Annotated in this window: 14 protein-coding genes; 6 read left to right on the top strand and 8 right to left on the bottom strand. The window is 70.2% G+C overall.

The features are described 5' to 3' along the window. Nucleotides 1-73 precede the first annotated feature (73 nt). Nucleotides 74-961: a LysR family transcriptional regulator gene (locus LG391_RS27855; RefSeq protein WP_225771325.1), complete on the top strand. Its 888-nt coding sequence runs from the start codon at nt 74-76 to the stop codon at nt 959-961. A gap of 50 nt (nt 962-1,011) precedes the next feature. Here the strand turns inward: LG391_RS27855 and LG391_RS27850 are convergent, their stop codons facing one another. Further along, nucleotides 1,012-1,512 (bottom strand): Hsp20/alpha crystallin family protein, encoded by a 501-nt coding sequence (locus LG391_RS27850; protein WP_225771324.1) that lies wholly within the window; start codon nt 1,510-1,512, stop codon nt 1,012-1,014. Nucleotides 1,513-1,784: 272 nt separating this feature from the next. Here LG391_RS27850 and LG391_RS27845 point away from each other — a divergent pair, with 272 nt between their 5' ends. Continuing rightward, the gene (locus LG391_RS27845) at nt 1,785-2,702 is read left to right on the top strand and encodes a LysR family transcriptional regulator (RefSeq protein WP_225771323.1); all 918 of its coding nucleotides are present in this window, start codon (nt 1,785-1,787) and stop codon (nt 2,700-2,702) included. On the opposite strand, the gene LG391_RS27840 is transcribed toward LG391_RS27845, so the two are convergent. The 7 genes from LG391_RS27840 to LG391_RS27810 all read right to left on the bottom strand — a co-directional run bounded on the left by LG391_RS27840 (nt 2,699) and on the right by LG391_RS27810 (nt 11,606). Next, a complete protein-coding gene (locus LG391_RS27840; protein WP_225771322.1) occupies nt 2,699-4,177 on the bottom strand; it encodes an MFS transporter in 1,479 nt (492 codons plus the stop codon). The genes LG391_RS27845 and LG391_RS27840 overlap by 4 nt on opposite strands. Nucleotides 4,178-4,309: 132 nt before the next feature. Then, nucleotides 4,310-5,524, bottom strand: a complete 1,215-nt coding sequence (locus LG391_RS27835; RefSeq protein ID WP_225771321.1) for a cytochrome P450 — start codon at nt 5,522-5,524, stop codon at nt 4,310-4,312. Nucleotides 5,525-5,529: 5 nt separating this feature from the next. Next, nucleotides 5,530-8,139, bottom strand: a complete 2,610-nt coding sequence (locus LG391_RS27830) for an AMP-binding protein (RefSeq protein WP_225771320.1) — start codon at nt 8,137-8,139, stop codon at nt 5,530-5,532. Further along, a complete protein-coding gene (locus LG391_RS27825) occupies nt 8,136-8,387 on the bottom strand; it encodes an acyl carrier protein (RefSeq protein WP_225771319.1) in 252 nt (83 codons plus the stop codon). The genes LG391_RS27830 and LG391_RS27825 overlap by 4 nt, the downstream gene beginning before the upstream one ends. After that, nucleotides 8,387-9,364, bottom strand: coding sequence for an acyl-CoA desaturase (locus LG391_RS27820; protein ID WP_225771318.1), 978 nt, complete (start codon nt 9,362-9,364; stop codon nt 8,387-8,389). Before LG391_RS27820 ends, LG391_RS27825 begins: the two co-directional genes overlap by 1 nt. A 239-nt stretch (nt 9,365-9,603) precedes the next feature. Then, complete coding sequence (locus tag LG391_RS27815) at nt 9,604-10,881, bottom strand: ATP-binding protein (RefSeq protein ID WP_225771317.1); 1,278 nt, start codon at nt 10,879-10,881, stop codon at nt 9,604-9,606. Next, nucleotides 10,878-11,606, bottom strand: a complete 729-nt coding sequence (locus LG391_RS27810; protein WP_225771316.1) for a response regulator — start codon at nt 11,604-11,606, stop codon at nt 10,878-10,880. The genes LG391_RS27815 and LG391_RS27810 overlap by 4 nt, the downstream gene beginning before the upstream one ends. A gap of 215 nt (nt 11,607-11,821) precedes the next feature. On the opposite strand from LG391_RS27810, the gene LG391_RS27805 reads away from it, so the two are divergent. From LG391_RS27805 to LG391_RS27790, 4 genes are all read left to right on the top strand, one after another. Then, complete coding sequence (locus LG391_RS27805; RefSeq protein WP_225771315.1) at nt 11,822-12,403, top strand: hypothetical protein; 582 nt, start codon at nt 11,822-11,824, stop codon at nt 12,401-12,403. Nucleotides 12,404-12,490: 87 nt separating this feature from the next. Beyond that, nucleotides 12,491-14,002: an efflux transporter outer membrane subunit gene (locus LG391_RS27800; protein ID WP_225771314.1), complete on the top strand. Its 1,512-nt coding sequence runs from the start codon at nt 12,491-12,493 to the stop codon at nt 14,000-14,002. Nucleotides 14,003-14,017: 15 nt separating this feature from the next. Beyond that, a complete protein-coding gene (locus tag LG391_RS27795; RefSeq protein ID WP_225771313.1) occupies nt 14,018-15,172 on the top strand; it encodes an efflux RND transporter periplasmic adaptor subunit in 1,155 nt (384 codons plus the stop codon). A 10-nt stretch (nt 15,173-15,182) separates the two neighbouring features. Then, on the top strand, nt 15,183-18,260 hold the full coding sequence (locus LG391_RS27790) for an efflux RND transporter permease subunit (RefSeq protein ID WP_225771312.1): 3,078 nt from the start codon (nt 15,183-15,185) through the stop codon (nt 18,258-18,260). The last annotated feature ends 20 nt before the right edge of the window (nt 18,261-18,280 follow it).

Below are 18,280 nucleotides of genomic sequence, written 5' to 3'. Positions count from 1 at the left end.
GGGCGAGATTGCGCTTTCGTGACGGATAAGGGAAATTTGGATATCCAATGCAGAAGATAAGGAATCCTTTGGAATGCGCGGGCTCAGCCTCGACCAGCTGCGCACCTTTGCCGAGGTGGTCCGGGCCAGCAGCTTCTCCGGCGCCGCGGCAAGGCTGAACCTGACCCAGCCGGCGGTCAGCCTGCAGATCCGGCAGCTCGAGGCGCGGCTCGGCGTCCGGCTGATCGAGCGGGTCGGGCGGCGGGCGACGCCGACCGCGGCGGGGCGGGACCTGCTGGTCCATGCCGGGCGGATCGAGGCGGAGGTCGCGGCGGCGGTCGAGGCGATGGCGGAGCACGCCGGCGGCGCGGCCGGGCGGGTGCGTCTCGGCACCGGCGCCACCGCCTGCATCTACCTGCTGCCGCCGGTGCTGCGGGCGCTGCGCCGCCGCCTGCCGTCGCTGGAGATCGTGGTCTCGACCGGCAACACCGCCAGCATCCTGCGCCTGCTGGAAGAGAACGCGCTCGATCTCGGCCTCGTCACCCTGCCGGCGCCGGGCCGCGCCTTCGCCGTGACGCCGCTGATGGAGGAGGAGTTCGTCGCCGTCGCCCCGGCCGAGGCAGACGACCTGCCGCCGGCGGTGACGCCCGCGGCGCTGCTCGGCCGGCCGGTGGTGCTGTACGAGCCGGGCGGCCACACACGGCGGATCGTCGACGACTGGGTCGCGCGCGCCGGCATCAGCCTGAAGCCGGTGATGGAGCTGGGCAGCGTCGAAGCGATCAAGGAGCTGGTCGGCGCCGGCCTCGGCTACGCCATCCTGCCCCGCATGGCGGTCGAGAACGCCCCGGGCCTGGCCGTCCATCCGCTGTCGCCGCGGCTGCACCGCCGGCTCGGCCTGGTGCTGCGCCGCGACAAGCCCTTGGCCCGCGGTCTGCGCGAGACCGTCGCGGCGCTGCGGCAGGCGGCAGCGGAGCGCGCATGAAAAAGCGCCGGGCGGCGCGAACCGCTCCGGCGCTTCCGGCATTCGGCCGATCAGGCCGCCTTCTTCGCACCGCCGCCGTTGATGGCGATGCGGCGGGCCTTGCTCTGGGCACGCTCGGTCTTCGGCAGGGTGACGGTCAGCACGCCGTTCCTGAACGACGCTTCGACCTTGTCCTCGTCGACCTCGCGGCCGATCGCGACCTGCCGCTCGAAGCGGCCGTAGCTGCGCTCGCTGAACTGGCGCTGCTTGTCCTCGACCTCGGACTTCTTCTCGCCGCGGATGGTCAGGATGCCGTCGGACAGGGTGACCTCGACATCCTTCTCCTCCAGGCCGGGGATCTCGGCCGACACGGTCACGGCCTTGTCGGTCTCGGCCAGCTCCAGGCTGGGCCAGCCGGCGCCGCGGCCGAACAGCGACGGCGGACCGAAGCCGCGGAACGCCTCGTCGAACAGGCGGTTCATCTCGCGATGCAGCGACAGCAGCGGGCTGCCCTCGTCGCGATAGGGTTCGACCGAGCGGCCGCGGCCCCAGGGAATCAGATCACGCATCATCAGGTCCTCCTTCCATATCCTCGACACGAGCAACATGGCTGAGGAAGGTCCGGAGAGCCGGAGCTCCCTCAGGACCGCCGGCCCCCGGCAGGGCAGGCAACCGGCGTGACTCCCAGATGGGAGCCATGGTACGCCTTTTCAAGGGAAAAGCTCGCAATAACAATGCTCTAAGGTCCTGTTTTGTCGTACTTTGCCGATCGCGCAGCCGTGCTGCGAGCGATCCGGCCGTTCGATCGTTGACCCCGCGCTTCGCCTCGTAGACCTTGCGCGTCATGGACATGCCCGGCGCCATGATCGTCTTCGCCCAGGTCGTCGACAGCCGCAGCTTCTCGGCGGCGGCGGCGCGGCTGGGCCTGTCGAAATCCGCGGTCAGCAAGCAGATCGCGAAGCTGGAGGACCGGCTCGGCGCCCGCCTCTTGAACCGCACCACCCGCACCCTCAGCCCGACCGATGCCGGGCAGGATTTCTACGAGCGCTGCATCCGCGTCGCCCGCGAGGTGGAGGAGGCGGAGCGGGCGATCACCCATCTCTCCGCCGAGCCGCGCGGCTTGCTGCGGCTGAACGCGCCGGCCAGCTTCGGCCGGGAATACCTGGCGCCGCTGGTGCCGGAGATGCTGGCCCGCTGGCCGGAGCTGCGGATCGAGGCCCTGTTCGAGGACCGTTTCGTCGATGTCGTGGCCGAAGGCTTCGACCTGGTGATCCGCATCACCCGGCTGCAGGATTCCAGCCTGGTGGCCCGGCGCATCGCCTCTTGCCGGCGGCTGGTCTGCGCCGCGCCGGCCTACCTCGAACGGCACGGCGTGCCGCACGCCCCGGCCGACCTCGCCCGCCACGACTGCATCCTCTACAGCTACGCCACGGACGGGAACGAATGGGAGTTCGCCGGCCCGGACGGGCGGCTGGAGACGGTGCGCGTCGACGGCAGGCTGCGCGCCAACAGCGCCGAGATGATCCTGGCGGCGCTGCGGGCCGGCGCCGGGCTGGCCCTGTCGCCGGACTTCATCGTCGGCCCCGACATCGCCGCCGGGCGGCTGGTGCCGCTGCTGACCGGCTACGAGAACCCGTTCGGCGCGATCTACGCCGTCTGGCCGCACAACCGCAACCTGGCGCCCAAGGTCCGCGCGGTGGTGGACTTCCTGGTCGAGCGCTTCGCCAGAGAGCCGATCTGGGAACGGCGGCCGGGGTTCTAACCGGCCCCACCGTCGGTGCCGCCATGCGTCTGGCTGCGCAGCGGGCGGTGCTCGACCCGCAGATAGGTCACTAGGCTGAGCGCGAAGACCGCCGCCACCGTCGCGAACAGCACGGCGAAGGCGCGGGCGATGGCGCCGCGCTCGGCCTCGCCCAGCGGCCGTCGCACCAGCTCCTCCAGCCCGGAGACCGAGGCGACCGACGGGCTCCAGGCCACGATCAGCCCCAGCACCAGCGCCGATCCGGCGGCCACCAGGATGGCGCCGCCGAGCGCGCGGGAGAAGCCGATGGCGCCGGTCACCGCGCCGAGGTCGCGCACCGCCGCGGCGTTCTGTGCCGCCACCATGCTGGCCGGGAAGATCGGGCCGACGCCGAGCCCGACGATCATCAGCAGGCCGGAGGCGACCAGCGGCGTGGCGTGCGTCGCCACCGCCGCCAGCGCCAGCACCGCCACGATCGCCACCGGCAGCCCGATCATCGGCGGCCGGCGATAGGTGCCGGTGCGGGTGATGTAGCGGCCGGACAGCGAGGCGGTGACGGTCGTGGACCCCATCAGCGGGATCATCATCAGCCCGACCTCGCCGGTCCCGGCCTGCAGCGCCACCTGCAGATAGGTCGGCGCCAGCACCGCCAGCACCAGGTAGCCGCCGAAGGCGAGGAAGACCGAGGTCAGCACCGGCCCGACCACGGCGTCGCCGAGGAAGCGCGGCGGCAGGATCGGCTCCTCGACCCGGCTCTGGCGACGGAAGAACAGCCAGCCGCCGAGGATCGCCACCGCCGCCGCGGCGACCACCGGCAGCGAGGCCCAGGGGAAGGCCGTGCCGCCCCAGGACAGGCCAAGCAGCAGGGCGACGGTGCCGAGGGTGAGGAGGGCGATGGACACGAAATCGATCCGCGCCTTGACCCGCGGCACCGGCAGCTTGCGCAGCGACCGGTCGACGATGCCCAGCGCCAGCAGGCCGAGCGGCAGGTTGATCCAGAAGATCCAGGGCCAGCCGGCATATTGCGTCAGGGCGCCGCCGAGGGTCGGGCCGATCAGGGCGGACCCGGCCCAGACCGTGGCGAAATAGGCGGCGTAGCGGCCGCGCTCGCGCGGCGCCACCACGTCGGCGATCACCGTCTGCGCCAGGGTCAGGAGGCCGCCGCCGCCCAGCCCCTGCAGGGCCCGCGACGCGATCAGCATGGTCATGGAGGTGGAGAGGGCGCACAGCGCCGAGGCGGCCAGGAACACCACCAGGCAGCCCAGCAGCATCAGCCGGCGGCCATAGAGGTCGCTGAGCTTGCCGAGGATCGGCGTGGCGCAGGTCGAGGTCAGCAGATAGGCGGTGACGACCCAGGAGATCAGCTCGAAATCGCCAAGCTCGCGCCCGATCGAAGGCAGGGCAGTGGCGACTATGGTCTGGTCCAGCGCCGACAAGAACAGCGCCAACAGGGCGCCGAGCACGATGGTGTGGATCTCGGACTGGGTCAGGTTCATCTTTGCCGCTTCCTCCCGCCCCGAGCGAGTCGGGACGCGCCATCCTAGCGGCTCACGCAAGCGGGGAGGGCGGCGAAGGGCCGGGAGCAGCCTTGCGGTCGGGCTGCCGCGTTGCTGCGCAGGCGTGGCGGTTCATGCGGCGTCGAACTCGATCGGCACGCTCTCGAAGCCGAAGACGACCGAGCAATCCGGGGCCGGGCGCAGCTGGTCGTGCCGCACCCGATAATCGGGAAGCGTCTCGAGAAGCAGCTGGAGGCACACGGCGATCTCCATGCGCGCGAGGTGCATGCCGAGGCATTTGTGGATTCCCGCGCCGAAGCTGAGGTGCGGGTTGGGGTGGCGGCGGAAATCGACCTCGAAGGGGGTGGGAAACCTGGCGCCATCGAGATTGCCCGCGGCCCAGGACACGAGAACCTTGTCGCCTTTCCGCAGCGCGACGCCGTTGAGCGTGGTGTCCGCGGTCACCGTGCGGGCCATGCAGGGCTGTGCCGCCAGGACCCGCAGGAACTCCTCGACGGCGCCGGGGATCAGCGCCGGCTCGTCGAGCAGACGGCGGCGCTGGTCGGGATTCTCGCCGAGATAGACGACCGCGGTGCCGATCGAGGCCTGGGCCGTTTCCGATCCGGCGCTGAGCAGGGTCGCGGCGATCGAGCCGAGTTCCTCGTCGGTGAGGGGCCGCCCCTGGAACTCCCTGACCAGGAGATCCGCCAGGAGCGTCCCCGGAACCGGCGCTTTCCGGAACCGCCGGATATCCCCGGCGATCCGCTGCGACAGGACATAGAGTTGCCGGAAGGCGACATCCGGCGGCACCAGGCGAAAGATGAGGTCGTGATAGGGAACGGCGTATTCGGCCCAGAGCTCCGGGTCGAAGCCGATGATCTTCAGGATGACCGATGCGGTGACCGGCCGCGCCAGATCGGCGATGACGTCGAGGCGGCCCTCCTGCAGCTTCTCTTCGATCCGGCGCAGCGCGACCGCGCGGACCTCGTCGCGGAGCTCCGCGATCGCCTTGGGTGAGAAGTGTGGGTTGAGGAGGCGCCTGTACTCCGTCGTCTCCGGCGGGTCGTAGTGGAACGGGATGAGGCTGGGGGCGCGGTGCTCCGGGATCTCGAAGCCGCGCCGGGACGAGAACACCGCCGGGTTGCGCGCGACCTCCATGATGTCGTCGTAGCGGGTGACGACGTAGAAGCCGCCATGGCTGTCCGAACGGAAGACCGGGCACTTCTCCTGCGACTGCCGTGCCAGGTTGTACAGCTCGCGCACATGGTCCGGCTGGTGATGGTCGTAGGTCCGGAAGAAGTCCTCGGGCAGGTTCTCGGACGAGAGCGGCTTTATGAATTTCAGCATGCCCGTCACCCCTGTGCCGGCGTTCCTGACGCATCGCCTGGCGCGGCGGTGTCGTCGCGGCTCGCCTTCAGCAGCGTCAGTTGATGCGTCGCCTGCGCCAGGATCGCGTCCTGCTGCTCGTAGAAGAAGTTGTGCGGACCGTCGACCATCTGCAGCGTGAACGGCCCGGTGCTGGCCTCGATCCACGGCACGAGATCCTCGATCGGCACCCACCAGTCCTCGCGGCCGCCGATGACCGTGATCGGACAATCGAGCGGCGGTCCCTCCGCGAATGCCATCGTCTCGTCGAGTTCGGCCGATGCGCGGAGCAGTTGCAGCGTCCGCCGCAGGGCGTCGGGCTTGTCGAGGATCGTGGATGGAAGCTGCATCAGCCGAAGGCTGAAATCCAGGAACGCCTGGTCGTCAAGGAGGTAAGTCGGGACCGCCGGCTTCGGACGCCGGGAGGGCGCGTGCTTCGCCGCGACGATCAGGCTGCGCGGGCCGGGGAGCCCCTTTCTCTGAAGATGGCGTGTGACGGCATAGGCGAGATGCGCCCCCAGGCAGAAGCCGAAGAAGGCGAAGGGGATTCCGGCCTGCTTCGGCGCGAGATCCTCGAACAGTTCGAGAAGCGGTTCGACCCGACGGATCGGCTCCTCGGCGAGGCGGGATTCCCAGCCCGGCAGCAGGATCGGGCAGACCTCGACATCCTCGCCGAAATGCCGGAACCAGCGGGCATAGGCGCTGGCGCTGCCGCCGCCATAGGGGAAGCAGAACAGCCGCAGGGCAGGGGCGGGATGAGGCGTCCGGCGCAGGAGCCAGGGCGTCTCGGGCAGTGCCGCTCCGGATCCGGTCGCCACCGTGCCGGGCTGCCAGCGATGGAGCAGGCTGAGCCGGCCTTCGGCATGGGCGCGCTGGCACTGGCTGCGCGCCAGCTTGCCGCTGGTGGTCCGGGGCAGAAGGCCGGGCCGGACCAGGGCCAGCGCCGCCAGCGGCACGTCATGGGCCGCCGCGACCGCCCGCCGGATCGCGGCGCTGACCTCCCCGAAATCCGCCGAGGTCCCGCGGCGCTCGACTTCGGCGACCATGGCGGCCGCTTCCGTCCCGTCAAGGAGCACGGCGAAGGCGGCGGCCTGGACGACGGCCGGATGGCTCGCCTGGGCGGTCCATTCCAGGTCCTGCGGCGCGATGTTGCGGCCGGCGATGATGATCAGGTCCTTGGTCCGACCGCTGATGAACAGCTCGCCTTCGTGGAGGAAGCCCAGGTCGCCGGTGCGCAGGAACGCCTTGCCGGGCGCCTGCGGCAGGGCGGCGGCGAAGGTCTCGCGTGTCGCCTCGTCCCGGCCCCAATAGCCGGAGGCGATCCCGGGGCCGCTGGCCCAGACCTCGCCGACCCGCCCCTCCGGCACCTCCTGCCCGTGGTCGTCGACGATGCGGATGTCCGTGTCCCGGCACGGGACGCCGCAGCCGACCAGGCGGCGCGGGGCCAGGACGGCGGCGGGGTCGTGCGGCCGGGCCAAGCCCTGCTCCAGCGCTGCGGCATCGAAATCCCCGATGCGCGCGCCATGACCCGGCCGGCCGCCGCTGAGAAACAGCGTCGCCTCCGCCATGCCGTAGCAGGGATAGAAGCTCGAGGCGCGGAAGCCGTTCGCGGCGAAGCTTTCGCTGAACCGGCCCAGCGCCTCGGCCCGGACGGGTTCGGCGCCGCAGAAGGCGATGCGCCAGCAGGACAGGTCCAGGCCGCGCCGCAGCTCCTCGGGCACTCGCTCGACGCAGTGCTGATAGGCGAAGCTAGGCCCGCCGCAGATCATCTCGCCGTAGCGGCGGCCGTAGTGGTGGATCGCCCGCAGCCAGCGGATCGGATGCTGCAGGAAGCTCAGGGGCGACATCAGGACGACCGGATAGCCGACATGGATCGGCGTCAGGATCCCGCCGATCAGCCCCATGTCGTGATAATGCGGCAGCCAGCTGACTCCTGCGGCCGGGCCATCGATCTCGAACGCGGCACGGATCTGCCCGAGATTGGCCAGGAGGCTGCTCTGGCGCACCATCACGCCCTTGGGGGCGCCGGTGGTGCCCGAGGTGTATTGCAGGAAGGCCAGAGGATCCCGGTCCGGATGCGTCTCCAGGAAGGCGTGGCCGTCCGTCTCCGACAGGCTCTCGCTGTCCAGCACGGTCACGGATGAGCCTTCCGGCAGGGAGGAGCGGGCGATCTGCGCGCCGGTGACCAGAAGAAGCCGTGCGCCGGCATCTCCGGCGACAGCCGCCATCCGCGCCGGATCACGCGCCAGGGACGCGGCGAGAGGCACCGCGACCAGGCCGGCATAGAGGCAGCCGAAGAACGCTTCGACGAAGGCCAGGCCGGGATCGTGGGCCAGGAGGATCCTGTCGCCGGGCTCGGCTCGCTCCAGCAGCCGGGCAGCGATGGCCCCGGCGCGGCGATCGAGCCGGCCGTAGCTGAGGAATTCCGTCCGTTCCCGCCCGGCCGGGTAGCTGAGGAAGGCGGCCGCGGTGGCGTCCGGCGTGGTCCGCGCCCGTTCCCGCAGGACGTGCTGCAGGCTGGCGGCGCCGCTCGGGGCTCGGACGATGGGGGAAGCCCGGTGCGCCGCGTCCGTCCTCCCGCTGTCCGGCGGCGTCACGTTTCCTTCCCCAGGTGTTGCGCCAGGCGGCGGATGGTCGGGAATTCCCACAGCAGCGCCGGATCGATCGGACGGGCGAGATGCTTCTCCAGATCGGCCGTGAGGGTCATGGCCTGGCTGGAGGACACGCCGAGATAGACCAGCTGCTCGTCGACATCGATGCTGTCGGCGGGGACCTTCAGGAGCATCGCGACATAATCGGCGAGCCATCGCTGGATCGAATCCGTCGTCACGGTCATATCCATCATCAGACAATCTCCTCCTTGAAATCCGACGATGCCCGGCGCCGATGCTCGATCTGCTCGGGCCGGGGCAGCCTGATGTCGCCAGCGAGGCCGAGCCGGGAGAGCAGGCGGATCGCGAGCCAGCTCGGGTCGATCTCCCATCGGCCGAGCCCGTGCCGGGCCGAAGCCGGGAAGGCGTGATGGTTGTTGTGCCAGCCTTCGCCGAGCGTGATCAGCGCCACGACGGCGTTGTTCCGGCTCTCGTCCCGCGTCGTGAAGGTCTTCCGGCCCGCGACATGGCCGAGCGAATTGACGCTCCAGGTCGCGTGCTGGACCAGGAAGATGCGGACCAGGCCGCCCCAGAGCAGCCCCAGCCCCGCACCCGCCGCGGTTCCGTGCCAGCCCCCCGAGACCACGGCCGGGAGGGCCAGGCCGAGCCCGACCCAGGCGAGATACCAGCGGTTGACGAAGAAGGCCGTCCGGTCGCGCAGCAGGTCGGGGATCTGGCCCCAGCCCGTGGCCTCGCGCGGCACGAGCATCCAGCCGACATGGGCATGCAACAGGCCACGCAGCCGGGAGAGCCGGGTTTCACCCTTCCGGTGCGGCGAATGCGGATCGTCGGCCCGGTCGCTGCCGGCGTGGTGGCGGCGATGGGCGGCGGCCCAGAAGAACAGCGGCCCCTGCGCCGTCATCGAGCCCAGGATGCCGAGCAGCAGCCGGATCGCCGGCGGCGCCGCGAAGGCGTGGTGGGTGAAGAGCCGGTGGAAGCCGACGGTGATGCCGAGGCCGGTGATCAGGTAGAGGACGAGCGTCACCCCGATCTCCAGCAGCGTGGGCGGCGCGACGCCGGACAGCAGCAGGGCCGAAGCCAAGCAGGTTCCCACGGCCGGGACGACGACGGTGATCCAGGCGACCAGCCGCTCGCTTCGGACGAGGGCGAGGCGTGCCCGGGCCGCGAAGCTCCGCGGCTCGAGGGCGGGTACCGTCTGCGGCTTGGTCATTCCATATCCCTCGGGGCTCTGGAACGGCAGCATTGAGTGTCGGGACGGCACGCCAGGCCTCGATCGCTCCCAGCGCCGGTCTCATCGATTATAGGAATTAAGGCATAAACCGTGTCAGGCATCAATGAAAAGCAGGTGAAGGAAAAACGGAAACCTCAATAAAATTTTATTTATTACTTATTATAAGCTTAACAGAATTCCGCGCTCAACAATATGAATTTGATCATGATATATGTGGATCAGTCCTTCTCCCGCGGTAGCGTCACGCTCTGGATCAGGCCGCCCTCGGGCCGGTTGGCGATCGCGATGCGGCCGCCGGTGCGGTCGACGATCTCCTTGGCGATGGCGAGGCCGAGGCCGGCGCCCGGCACCGTCTGCCGCCGCGCCGGGTCGACCCGGAAGAACGGCTCGAACACCTGGGCCAGCAGTTCCGGCGGGATGCCCGGGCCGTGGTCGGTGATGGTGATGCGGGCCTCTCCCAAGGCTTCGCCCTCGGCCGCGTCCAATGCCACCTCCGCCCCCTTGCCGTGGGTGGCGGCGTTGATCACCAGGTTGCGCAGTGCCCGCTTCAGCGCCAGCGGCCCGGCCTTGACCGAGGCCGGCGCCGCCCGCAGCAGCGTCACCGGCAGGCCCTGCTCGGCCAGCTCGGTGCACACGGTCTCGACCAGCCGGTCCAGCCGCAGCGGCTCGGCGTCGCCGCCTTCGACCTCCTCGCGCACCAGCCGGATGGCGCTGTCGGCGATGCGGTCGAGCTCGTCGAGGTCGCGCAGCCAGGCCTCGCGGTCCTCTTCCGGCAGGAACTCGGCGCGCAGCCGCATCCGGGTCATCGGCGTGCGCAGATCGTGCCCGGCGGCGGCGACCAGGCGCATCCGGCTCTCCATCGCCGCCCGCAGGCGGGCCGACAAGCGGTTCAGCGTCCGCGCCGTGGTCTTCATCTCGGCCGATCCGGTCTCCGGCAGCTCGGGCAGCGTGCCGTCCGGGCCGATCCGGGCGATGGTGCCTTCCAGCAGGGCCAGGGGCCGGACCACCCGGTCGGCGGCGACCGCGGCGATGCCGATCGCCCCCAGCACCAGCAGCAGCATCCAGCCGGCGAAGGCCAGCGGCACGCCCTGCGGGATCGGCAGATCGGGCATCGGCAGCCACAGCCAGCGCTTCGGGTCGATCTGCACCGACAGGATCGCCCGTCCGTCCTGGGCATCGTGGGTCACCTGCACCGGCAGGGCAGGGCCGGTGGCGCGCATGGCGTCCTGCAGCAGCTCGCTCCCGCGCGGATCCGGCTCGCCGGGCGCGCGCGTCGGATGCAGCTCGAAATCGGCCGCCCGACCAGGGTTGTCGGCCGGTCCGATGCCGTTCTCGACCAGGTCGGCGATCAGCTGGATCTGCCGGGCGAAGGGTTCGACGGTGCGGGACGGCGGGGGCTCGCGCAGCAGCAGCAGGGCGACGAAGCTGGCGATGCCGACGACCGCGACGATGGCGACCGCCAGCAGCAGGATGATGCGGGCGCGCAGCGTGTTCACGCCGGCCCTCCCATCTGCTCGACCGGGACGGCCAGCTGATAGCCGCCGTTGCGCACCGTCTTGAACAGCTGGAACCGGCCACCGTCGCCCAGCTTGCGGCGCAGCCGGCTGACCAGCACGTCGATCGACCGGTCCAGCGGCTCCGCCTCGCGGCCCTGGGTCAAGTCCAGCAGCTGGTCGCGCGACAGGATCCGGCCCGGCCGTTCGAGGAAAGCCAGCAGCAGCTCGAACTCGGCGCCGGTCAGGACCACCTCCTCGCCGGCATCGTCGACGATGCGGCGGGGGGCGGGGGCGGCGACGAAGCCGGCGAAACGATAGCGGCCGGACGGCGGCGCCTCGTCCGGCACCGCTGCCGCCGTCCGGCGCAGCACGGCACGGATCCGCGCCACCAGCTCGCGCGGGTTGAACGGCTTGCCGAGATAGTCGTCGGCGCCGATTTCGAGGCCGATGATGCGGTCGACATCCTCCTTCAGCGCTGTCAGCAGGATGACCGGCAGATGCGGCTTGCGGCGGCTCAGCTCGCGGCAGATCTCGAGGCCGGAGCCGTCGGGCAGCATGACGTCGAGCACCAGCAGGTCGATCCGGCCGCCGGCCAGCCTCTCCTCGCATTCGCGCCGGTCGGCCGCCAGGCTGACGCGGAAGTTCTGGCCGTCGAGATAGCGGCCGAGCAGACGACGGATCTCGGGATCGTCGTCGACGACAAGGATATGGGGAGACGTCTGCATCGATCGCGAAGTCGCCAAGGCTGTTGTCATGATCTTTACGGGGCCGGACGCGACGGGCGACCGATTTTCTGCAACGGAGTATTGCCGGCGGCCGGCCGGCAATGTTGGGCAACCAATTTCCTCTGCCGGTCCACATTCGGCAACAGGGGGACGAAGGGCGGAAACACGGCGCGCCTAGCTTCGCCTCGTCCACAGCAATCACGAGCGAGGCTGACATGAGATCCACTGTCGCCATCATCGGTGTTGCGACGGCCGGTGTCATCGGTCTGACCCTCGGCACGGTCATGAGCCCGGGCGGCACCGCCCTGGCCGACCCCGTCAACGCCAACGCGATTCAGGCCGCGGCGCCGGAGGCCTCGCCGCCTGGCGGTCCCGGCCCGGACCGGCCGGGCATCTGGCGGCCGGACTTCCGGATGAAGCTGGCCCGCGATCTCGCCGGCCTTGAGACCCTGGTGGGGATCCGCGCCGACCAGCTCGACGCCTGGCGCGACTACACCAGCGCGCTCTTGGCCGTGGCTGCGCCACCGATGCGTCCGGCGGACGGCCCCGACACGGCCCCGGCGGCCTTCGCCCCAGCCGAGCGCCTGGCCGACGCCGCGATCGCCCGGGCCGACGCGGCCGAGACCCTGAAATCGGCGATCGCGGCACTGCGCGACAAGCTGTCGCCGGAGCAGGTCGCCCTGCTGCAGCAGGCCGAGCGGCGCATGGGATCGCCGCCGAACCCCCTCCCTGGTCCCGGTCCGCAGGACCAGCGCTTCGGCCCCCCGGCCGAGCGTCCGGTGCCCCACGCCGGCTGACGGACCGGTCGGGCCGGCCCGGTGTTCCCCCCACGCAACCGGGCCGGCCCGATGGTTTCTGCCTCTCCCCGATACTGATCGGCCATCGTGAGATCACATCTTCTGCGGGGCACCGCGTCGCTGCTCGCCCTGATCCTGGCGGGCTGCGCGGTCGGCCCCGATTTCCAGCGTCCGGCCGCGCCGGGCGTCGGCCAGTACACGCCCGGCACGCCGCTGGCGCAGACCGCCTCGGCCGCCGTGGCAGGCGGCGCGGCGCAGACCATCCGGAACGGCCGGGACATCCCGGGCGACTGGTGGCGCGTGTTCCGCTCGGACACGCTGAACCGGCTGGTGGCCGAGGCGCTGAAGGCCAACCCCGACATCCAGTCGGCCCAGGCGGCGCTGCGCCAGGCGCAGGAGAATGTGGCCGCCGGGCAGGGCGCCCTGTTCCCGACCGTCAGCGGCTCCAGCTCCGCCACGCGGGAGCAGAGCAACAGCACGGCTGCGACAGCGACCGGCGGCACCCGCACCGTGACCTCGGTCTACAACGTCACCAACGCCTCTGTGGACGTGTCCTACGACCTGGACGTCTGGGGCGGCACGAGGCGCAACATCGAATCGCTGCAGGCGACGGCGGACTACGAGCGCTACCAGCTCGAGGCCAGCTATCTGACCATCAGCAGCAACGTGGTGACCGCGGCGATCCAGGAGGCGTCGCTGCGGGCCCAGATCGCAGCCACCGAGGACATCATCAAGGCCGAGCGCGCCTATCTCGGCATCCTGCAGCAGCAGTTCGCGCTCGGCGGCATCTCGCAGGCCGACGTGGCGTCGCAGCAGGCCACGGTGGCGCAGGACGAGGCGCTGCTGCCGCCCCTGCAGAAGCAGCTGGCGCAGCAGCGCAACCAGCTGGCCGTCTATCTCGGCCGCTTCCCCAGCGAGATCTCCGGCGACGATTTCGAGCTGGCGGGGCTGACCCTGCCGTCCGACCTGCCGCTCAGCCTGCCGTCGAAGCTGGTCGAGCAGCGGCCGGACATCAAGTCGTCCGAGGCGCAGCTGCAGGCGGCCAGCGCCAAGATCGGCGTCGCCATCGCCAACATGCTGCCGCAGATCACGCTCAGCGCCAGCTACGGCAGCAGCGCCGACAGTTTCGGCAACCTGTTCTCGCCCGGCACGGTGGCCTGGAGCCTGGCCGGGCAGGTGGTGCAGACGATCTTCGACGGCGGCACGCTGCTGCACGACAAGCGCGCGGCCGAGGCCGGCTTCGACCAGGCGGCGGCGCAGTACCGCAGCACCGTGCTGTCGGCCTTCCAGGACGTTGCCGACACGCTGCACGCGATCCAGTACGACGCCGACACGCTGAAGGCCCAGCTGGCGGCGGAGCAGGCGGCCCAGCGCAGCCTGAACATCGCCCGCAGCCAGTACCAGGCCGGCGCCACCACCTACACCACGGTGCTGACCGCGCAGACCGCCCTGCTGAACGCGCGGATCAGCCGGATCCAGGCCCAGGCGGCGCGGCTCAGCGACACCGCGGCGCTGTACCAGGCGCTCGGCGGCGGCTGGTGGAACCGCACCGACGTCCCGGCCGGCCGGAAGCAGCCGACCCCCAGCCTGCCCGATTGATCGACGGACAAGACCATGGCCAAGAGCAGAACGGCTTCGCTGATCACCCGCATGGTGATCATGCTGATCGCGATCGGCGTGATCCTGGGCGGCATCTTCGGCTTCCAGGCCTTCAAGAGCCGGATGATCGCCCAGGCGATCGCGGCCCGCAGCAACCCGCCCCAGACGGTGTCGACCACCACCGCGACGGCCAGCGACTGGCAGGAGCGGCTGGAGGCGGTGGGCGCCTTCCGCGCGGTCAACGGCGCCGCCCTGTCCTCCGAGGTCTCGGGCATCGTCGAGGCGATCAGCTTCCAGGACGGCCAGGACGTCGCCGCCGGCACGCCGCTCCTGCAGCTGCGCGCCGAGGAGGATCTGGCGACGCTGAAGCAGTACCAGGCGGCCGCCGACAACGCCCAGGTCACCTATGACCGCGACCTGAAGCAGCTGAAGGCCCAGGGCGTCAGCCAGGCGACGGTCGACAGCGACCTCGCCACGCTGAAGCAGGCCCAGGCCCAGGTCGCGGCGCAGCAGGCGGCGATCGACAAGAAGTCAGTCAAGGCGCCCTTCGCCGGCCGGCTCGGGGTGCGCCAGGTCGATCTCGGCCAATATCTCTCGGCAGGCACCGAAATCGTCACCTTGCAGTCGCTGGACCCGATCCTGTTCGACTTCACCCTGCCGCAGCAGGCCCTGGCCAAGCTCAAGGTCGGCCAGCCGGTGACGGCGACGCTCGATGCCTATCCGGGCCAGGGCTTCGCCGGCACCATCACCGCGATCAGCCCGCTGGTCGACAACACCACCCGCAGCCTCACGGTGCGGGCCAGCTTCGCCAACCCGGACCGGCTGCTGCTGCCCGGCATGTACGGCAAGGCGGCCGTCGCGGTCGGCGCGCCGCAGCGCTACGTCACCCTGCCGGCGACGGCGATCGTCTCCAACCCCTATGGCGACATCGCCTATGTCGTGGCCGGCCAAGGGGCGGGAGGCCAGGGGGGCGACCAGACGGTGAAGCAGATCTTCGTCACCACCGCCGGCAGCCGCGGCGATCAGGTCGCGGTGTCGAAGGGGGTGAACGAGGGCGACACCGTCGTCACCTCCGGCCAGCTCAAGCTGCAGAACGGCTCGCCCGTCACCATCAACAACAGCGTGACGCCGCCGAACGACCCGAACCCGTCCGTGGCGGACCCGAGCTGAGGCGGGCGTCATGAACATCACCGACATCTTCATCCGCCGGCCGGTGCTGGCGCTGGTGGTCAGCCTGCTGATCGTGGTGATCGGCTACCAGTCCTACGTCTCGCTGGCGGTGCGCCAGTATCCGAAGACCGAGAACGCGGTCGTGACCGTGTCGACGACCTATTCCGGCGCCGATCCGGACGTGGTCGCCGGCTTCATCACCACGCCGATGGAAAACGCCATCGCCCAGGCGAACGGCATCGACTACATGACCTCGACCTCGACCAGCGGGGTCTCGACCATCACCGTCAACCTGCGGCTGAACTACAACTCCGACGCCGCGGTCACCGAGATCAACACCAAGGTCAACTCGGTGCTGAACCAGCTGCCCTCGGGGGCGCAGCAGCCGACCATCACGCTGTCGGTCGGCCAGACCATCGACGCCATGTATATCGGCTTCTACAGCGACGTCCTGGCGGCGAACCAGATCACCGACTACCTGACCCGCGTGGTGCAGCCGAAGCTGCAGGCGGTGCAGGGCGTGCAGACGGCGGAGCTGCTGGGCCCGAAGGTGTTCGCGCTGCGCGTCTGGCTCGACCCCGACAAGCTCGCCGGCTACGGCCTGACCGCCACCGACGTCTACACCGCGCTCGGCAACAACAATTCGATCTCCGGCATCGGCACCACCAAGGGCAACGCCACCCAGATCACCCTGACCGCCTCGACCGACCTGCACGATGTCGAGGAGTTCCGGAACCTCGTGGTCAAGCAGTCGAACGGGGCGGTGATCCGGCTGAAGGATCTCGGCCAGGTCGTGCTCGGCTCGCAGGACTATGAGAGCCGGTCCACCGTCGACGGCCGCACCGGCATCATGATGGGCATCCAGGTGGCGCCGACCGCCAACCTGCTCGACGTCGTCGCCGGGGTGAAGGCGGCGATGCCGGGCATTGAGGCGCAGCTGCCCAGCGGCCTGCACGCCACGGTGATCTACGATTCCAGTGCCTTCGTCACCTCCTCGATCGAGGAGGTGGTGACCAGCCTGGTCGAGGCGCTGGTGATCGTCGTGCTGGTGGTGTTCCTGTTCCTCGGTTCGCCGCGCTCGGTCTTCATCCCGGTGGTGGCGATCCCGCTGTCGCTGGTCGGCACCTTCGCGATGATGCTGGCCTTCGGCTTCTCCATCAACCTCCTGACCCTCCTGGCGCTGGTGCTGGCGATCGGCCTGGTGGTCGACGACGCCATCATCGTGGTCGAGAACGTCAACCGGCACATCGAGGAGGGGGCGACGCCGCTCCAGGCCGCGATCGACGCGGCGCGCGAGCTGGTCGGGCCGGTCATCGCCATGACCGTGGTGCTGGTGGCCGTGTATGTCCCGATCGGGTTCCAGGGCGGGCTGACCGGCGCGCTGTTCACCGAATTCGCCTTCACCCTGGTCGGCGCCGTCGCCGTCTCGATGGTGGTGGCGCTGACGCTGACGCCGATGATGTGCTCGCGCATCCTGAAGCCGCACCTGGCCGACCGCAGCGGCTGGGAGGAGCGGCTGACGGATTTCATCGACCGCTGCTTCGAGCGCATCCGGCGGCCCTATCAGCGCATGCTGCACGGCAGCCTGAACACCGTGCCGGTGACGCTGGTCTTCGCCGCCATCGTGCTCGGCAGCATCTATTTCCTCTACGCCGACGCGCAGACCGAGCTGGCGCCGAACGAGGACCAGGGCGCGGTCCTGGTCTCCACCACCAACCCGCCGCAGGCGACGCTGGCCCTGAAGGCCTCGAACTCCGACCAGGTCGCCCAGGCGATGCGGGCCTATCCGGAGACCGACCACACCCTCGGCATCGACAGCAGCGCGACCTCGATCGCGGTGCAGGTGCTGAAGCCCTGGGACCAGCGGGAGCGGACGGCCGGCACGGTGCAGGCGCTGCTGCAGCAGGACATCGCCAGGATCGCCGCGGCCCAGAGCGTGGCCTTCCAGCCGGCGCCGCTGCCGGGCAGCAACGGCCTGCCGATCCAGTTCGCGATCGGCACCACCGGCAGCTTCCAGGAGCTGAACGACGTCGCCGCCGCCTTTCAGAAGGAGGCGCAGAAGACCGGCCTGTTCGTGTTCCTGACCCGCGACCTGCAGGTCGACAAGCCGCAGGCCGAGATCGTGATCGACCGCGACAAGGCGGCCGCGCTGGGCCTGACCATGAGCGATGTCGGCAACGCCATGGCCACCATCCTCGGCGGCGGCTACGTCAACTATTTCAGCATCGACGGCCGGTCCTACCAGGTGATCCCGCAGGTGCAGCAGCGTTCGCGCCTGACCACCGACCAGGTGCTGAACTACCCGGTCACCGCGCTGAACGGCACCCAGATCCCGCTGTCCTCGATCGCTACGATCAAGACCGAGGCGGCGCCGCGCTCGATCTCGCATTTCCAGCAGCTCAACTCGGCCACCATCTCCGGCGTCTCCGCGCCCGGCATCTCGACCGGCCAGGCGCTGGCGGAGCTGAAGGCGCTGGCCGACCGCACGCTGCCGCCGGGCTACACAGTCGACTATGGCGGCCAGTCGCGCCAGACGGTGCAGGAATCGAGCGGCTTGGTGCAGATGTTCGCACTGGCGCTGATCATCATCTTCCTGGCGCTGGCGGCCCAGTTCAACAGCTTCCGCGACCCGCTGATCATCCTGGTCTCGGTGCCGATGTCGATCGCCGGCGCGCTGGCCTTCATCAGCGTCGGCGTCGGCGGCGCCACCATGAACATCTACACCCAGGTCGGGCTGGTAACGCTGATGGGGCTGATCAGCAAGCACGGCATCCTGATCGTCGAGGTCGCCAACGGCCTGCAGAAGGCGGGGAAGACCAAGCGCGAGGCGATCGAGGGCGCCGCCTCGATCCGCCTGCGCCCGATCCTGATGACCACCGGGGCGATGGTGCTGGGCGTGGTGCCGCTGATCCTGGCGACCGGCGCCGGCGCGGTGTCGCGCTTCAACATGGGGCTGGTGATCGCCAGCGGCCTGACCATCGGCACGATCTTCACCCTGTTCGTGGTGCCTGCGGTCTACATGCTGCTGGCCGCGGATCATCACGCGGAGAGCGCGGGGGAGGCGGCGCCGGAGCCGACGGAGGCGTGACCCTGGCCTAGTGACGGTGG

Source organism: Inquilinus sp. Marseille-Q2685 (assembly GCF_916619195.1).
Classification (GTDB): Bacteria; Pseudomonadota; Alphaproteobacteria; order DSM-16000; family Inquilinaceae; genus Inquilinus.
Note: the sequence above shows the minus strand (reverse complement) of the source record. Positions and strands in the feature narration are given on the sequence as shown.

Bases quoted from the DNA above. Each gene is read 5' to 3' on its own strand.
- LG391_RS27835 (WP_225771321.1), bottom strand. From the start codon at position 5,524: ATGCTGAAATTCATAAAGCCGCTCTCGTCCGAGAACCTGCCCGAGGAC.
- LG391_RS27845 (WP_225771323.1), top strand. From the start codon at position 1,785: ATGGACATGCCCGGCGCCATGATCGTCTTCGCCCAGGTCGTCGACAGC.
- LG391_RS27810 (WP_225771316.1), bottom strand. From the start codon at position 11,606: ATGCAGACGTCTCCCCATATCCTTGTCGTCGACGACGATCCCGAGATC.
- LG391_RS27790 (WP_225771312.1), top strand. From the start codon at position 15,183: ATGAACATCACCGACATCTTCATCCGCCGGCCGGTGCTGGCGCTGGTG.
- LG391_RS27795 (WP_225771313.1), top strand. From the start codon at position 14,018: ATGGCCAAGAGCAGAACGGCTTCGCTGATCACCCGCATGGTGATCATG.
- LG391_RS27805 (WP_225771315.1), top strand. From the start codon at position 11,822: ATGAGATCCACTGTCGCCATCATCGGTGTTGCGACGGCCGGTGTCATC.
- LG391_RS27825 (WP_225771319.1), bottom strand. From the start codon at position 8,387: ATGATGGATATGACCGTGACGACGGATTCGATCCAGCGATGGCTCGCC.
- LG391_RS27840 (WP_225771322.1), bottom strand. From the start codon at position 4,177: ATGAACCTGACCCAGTCCGAGATCCACACCATCGTGCTCGGCGCCCTG.
- LG391_RS27820 (WP_225771318.1), bottom strand. From the start codon at position 9,364: ATGACCAAGCCGCAGACGGTACCCGCCCTCGAGCCGCGGAGCTTCGCG.
- LG391_RS27850 (WP_225771324.1), bottom strand. From the start codon at position 1,512: ATGATGCGTGATCTGATTCCCTGGGGCCGCGGCCGCTCGGTCGAACCC.
- LG391_RS27855 (WP_225771325.1), top strand. From the start codon at position 74: ATGCGCGGGCTCAGCCTCGACCAGCTGCGCACCTTTGCCGAGGTGGTC.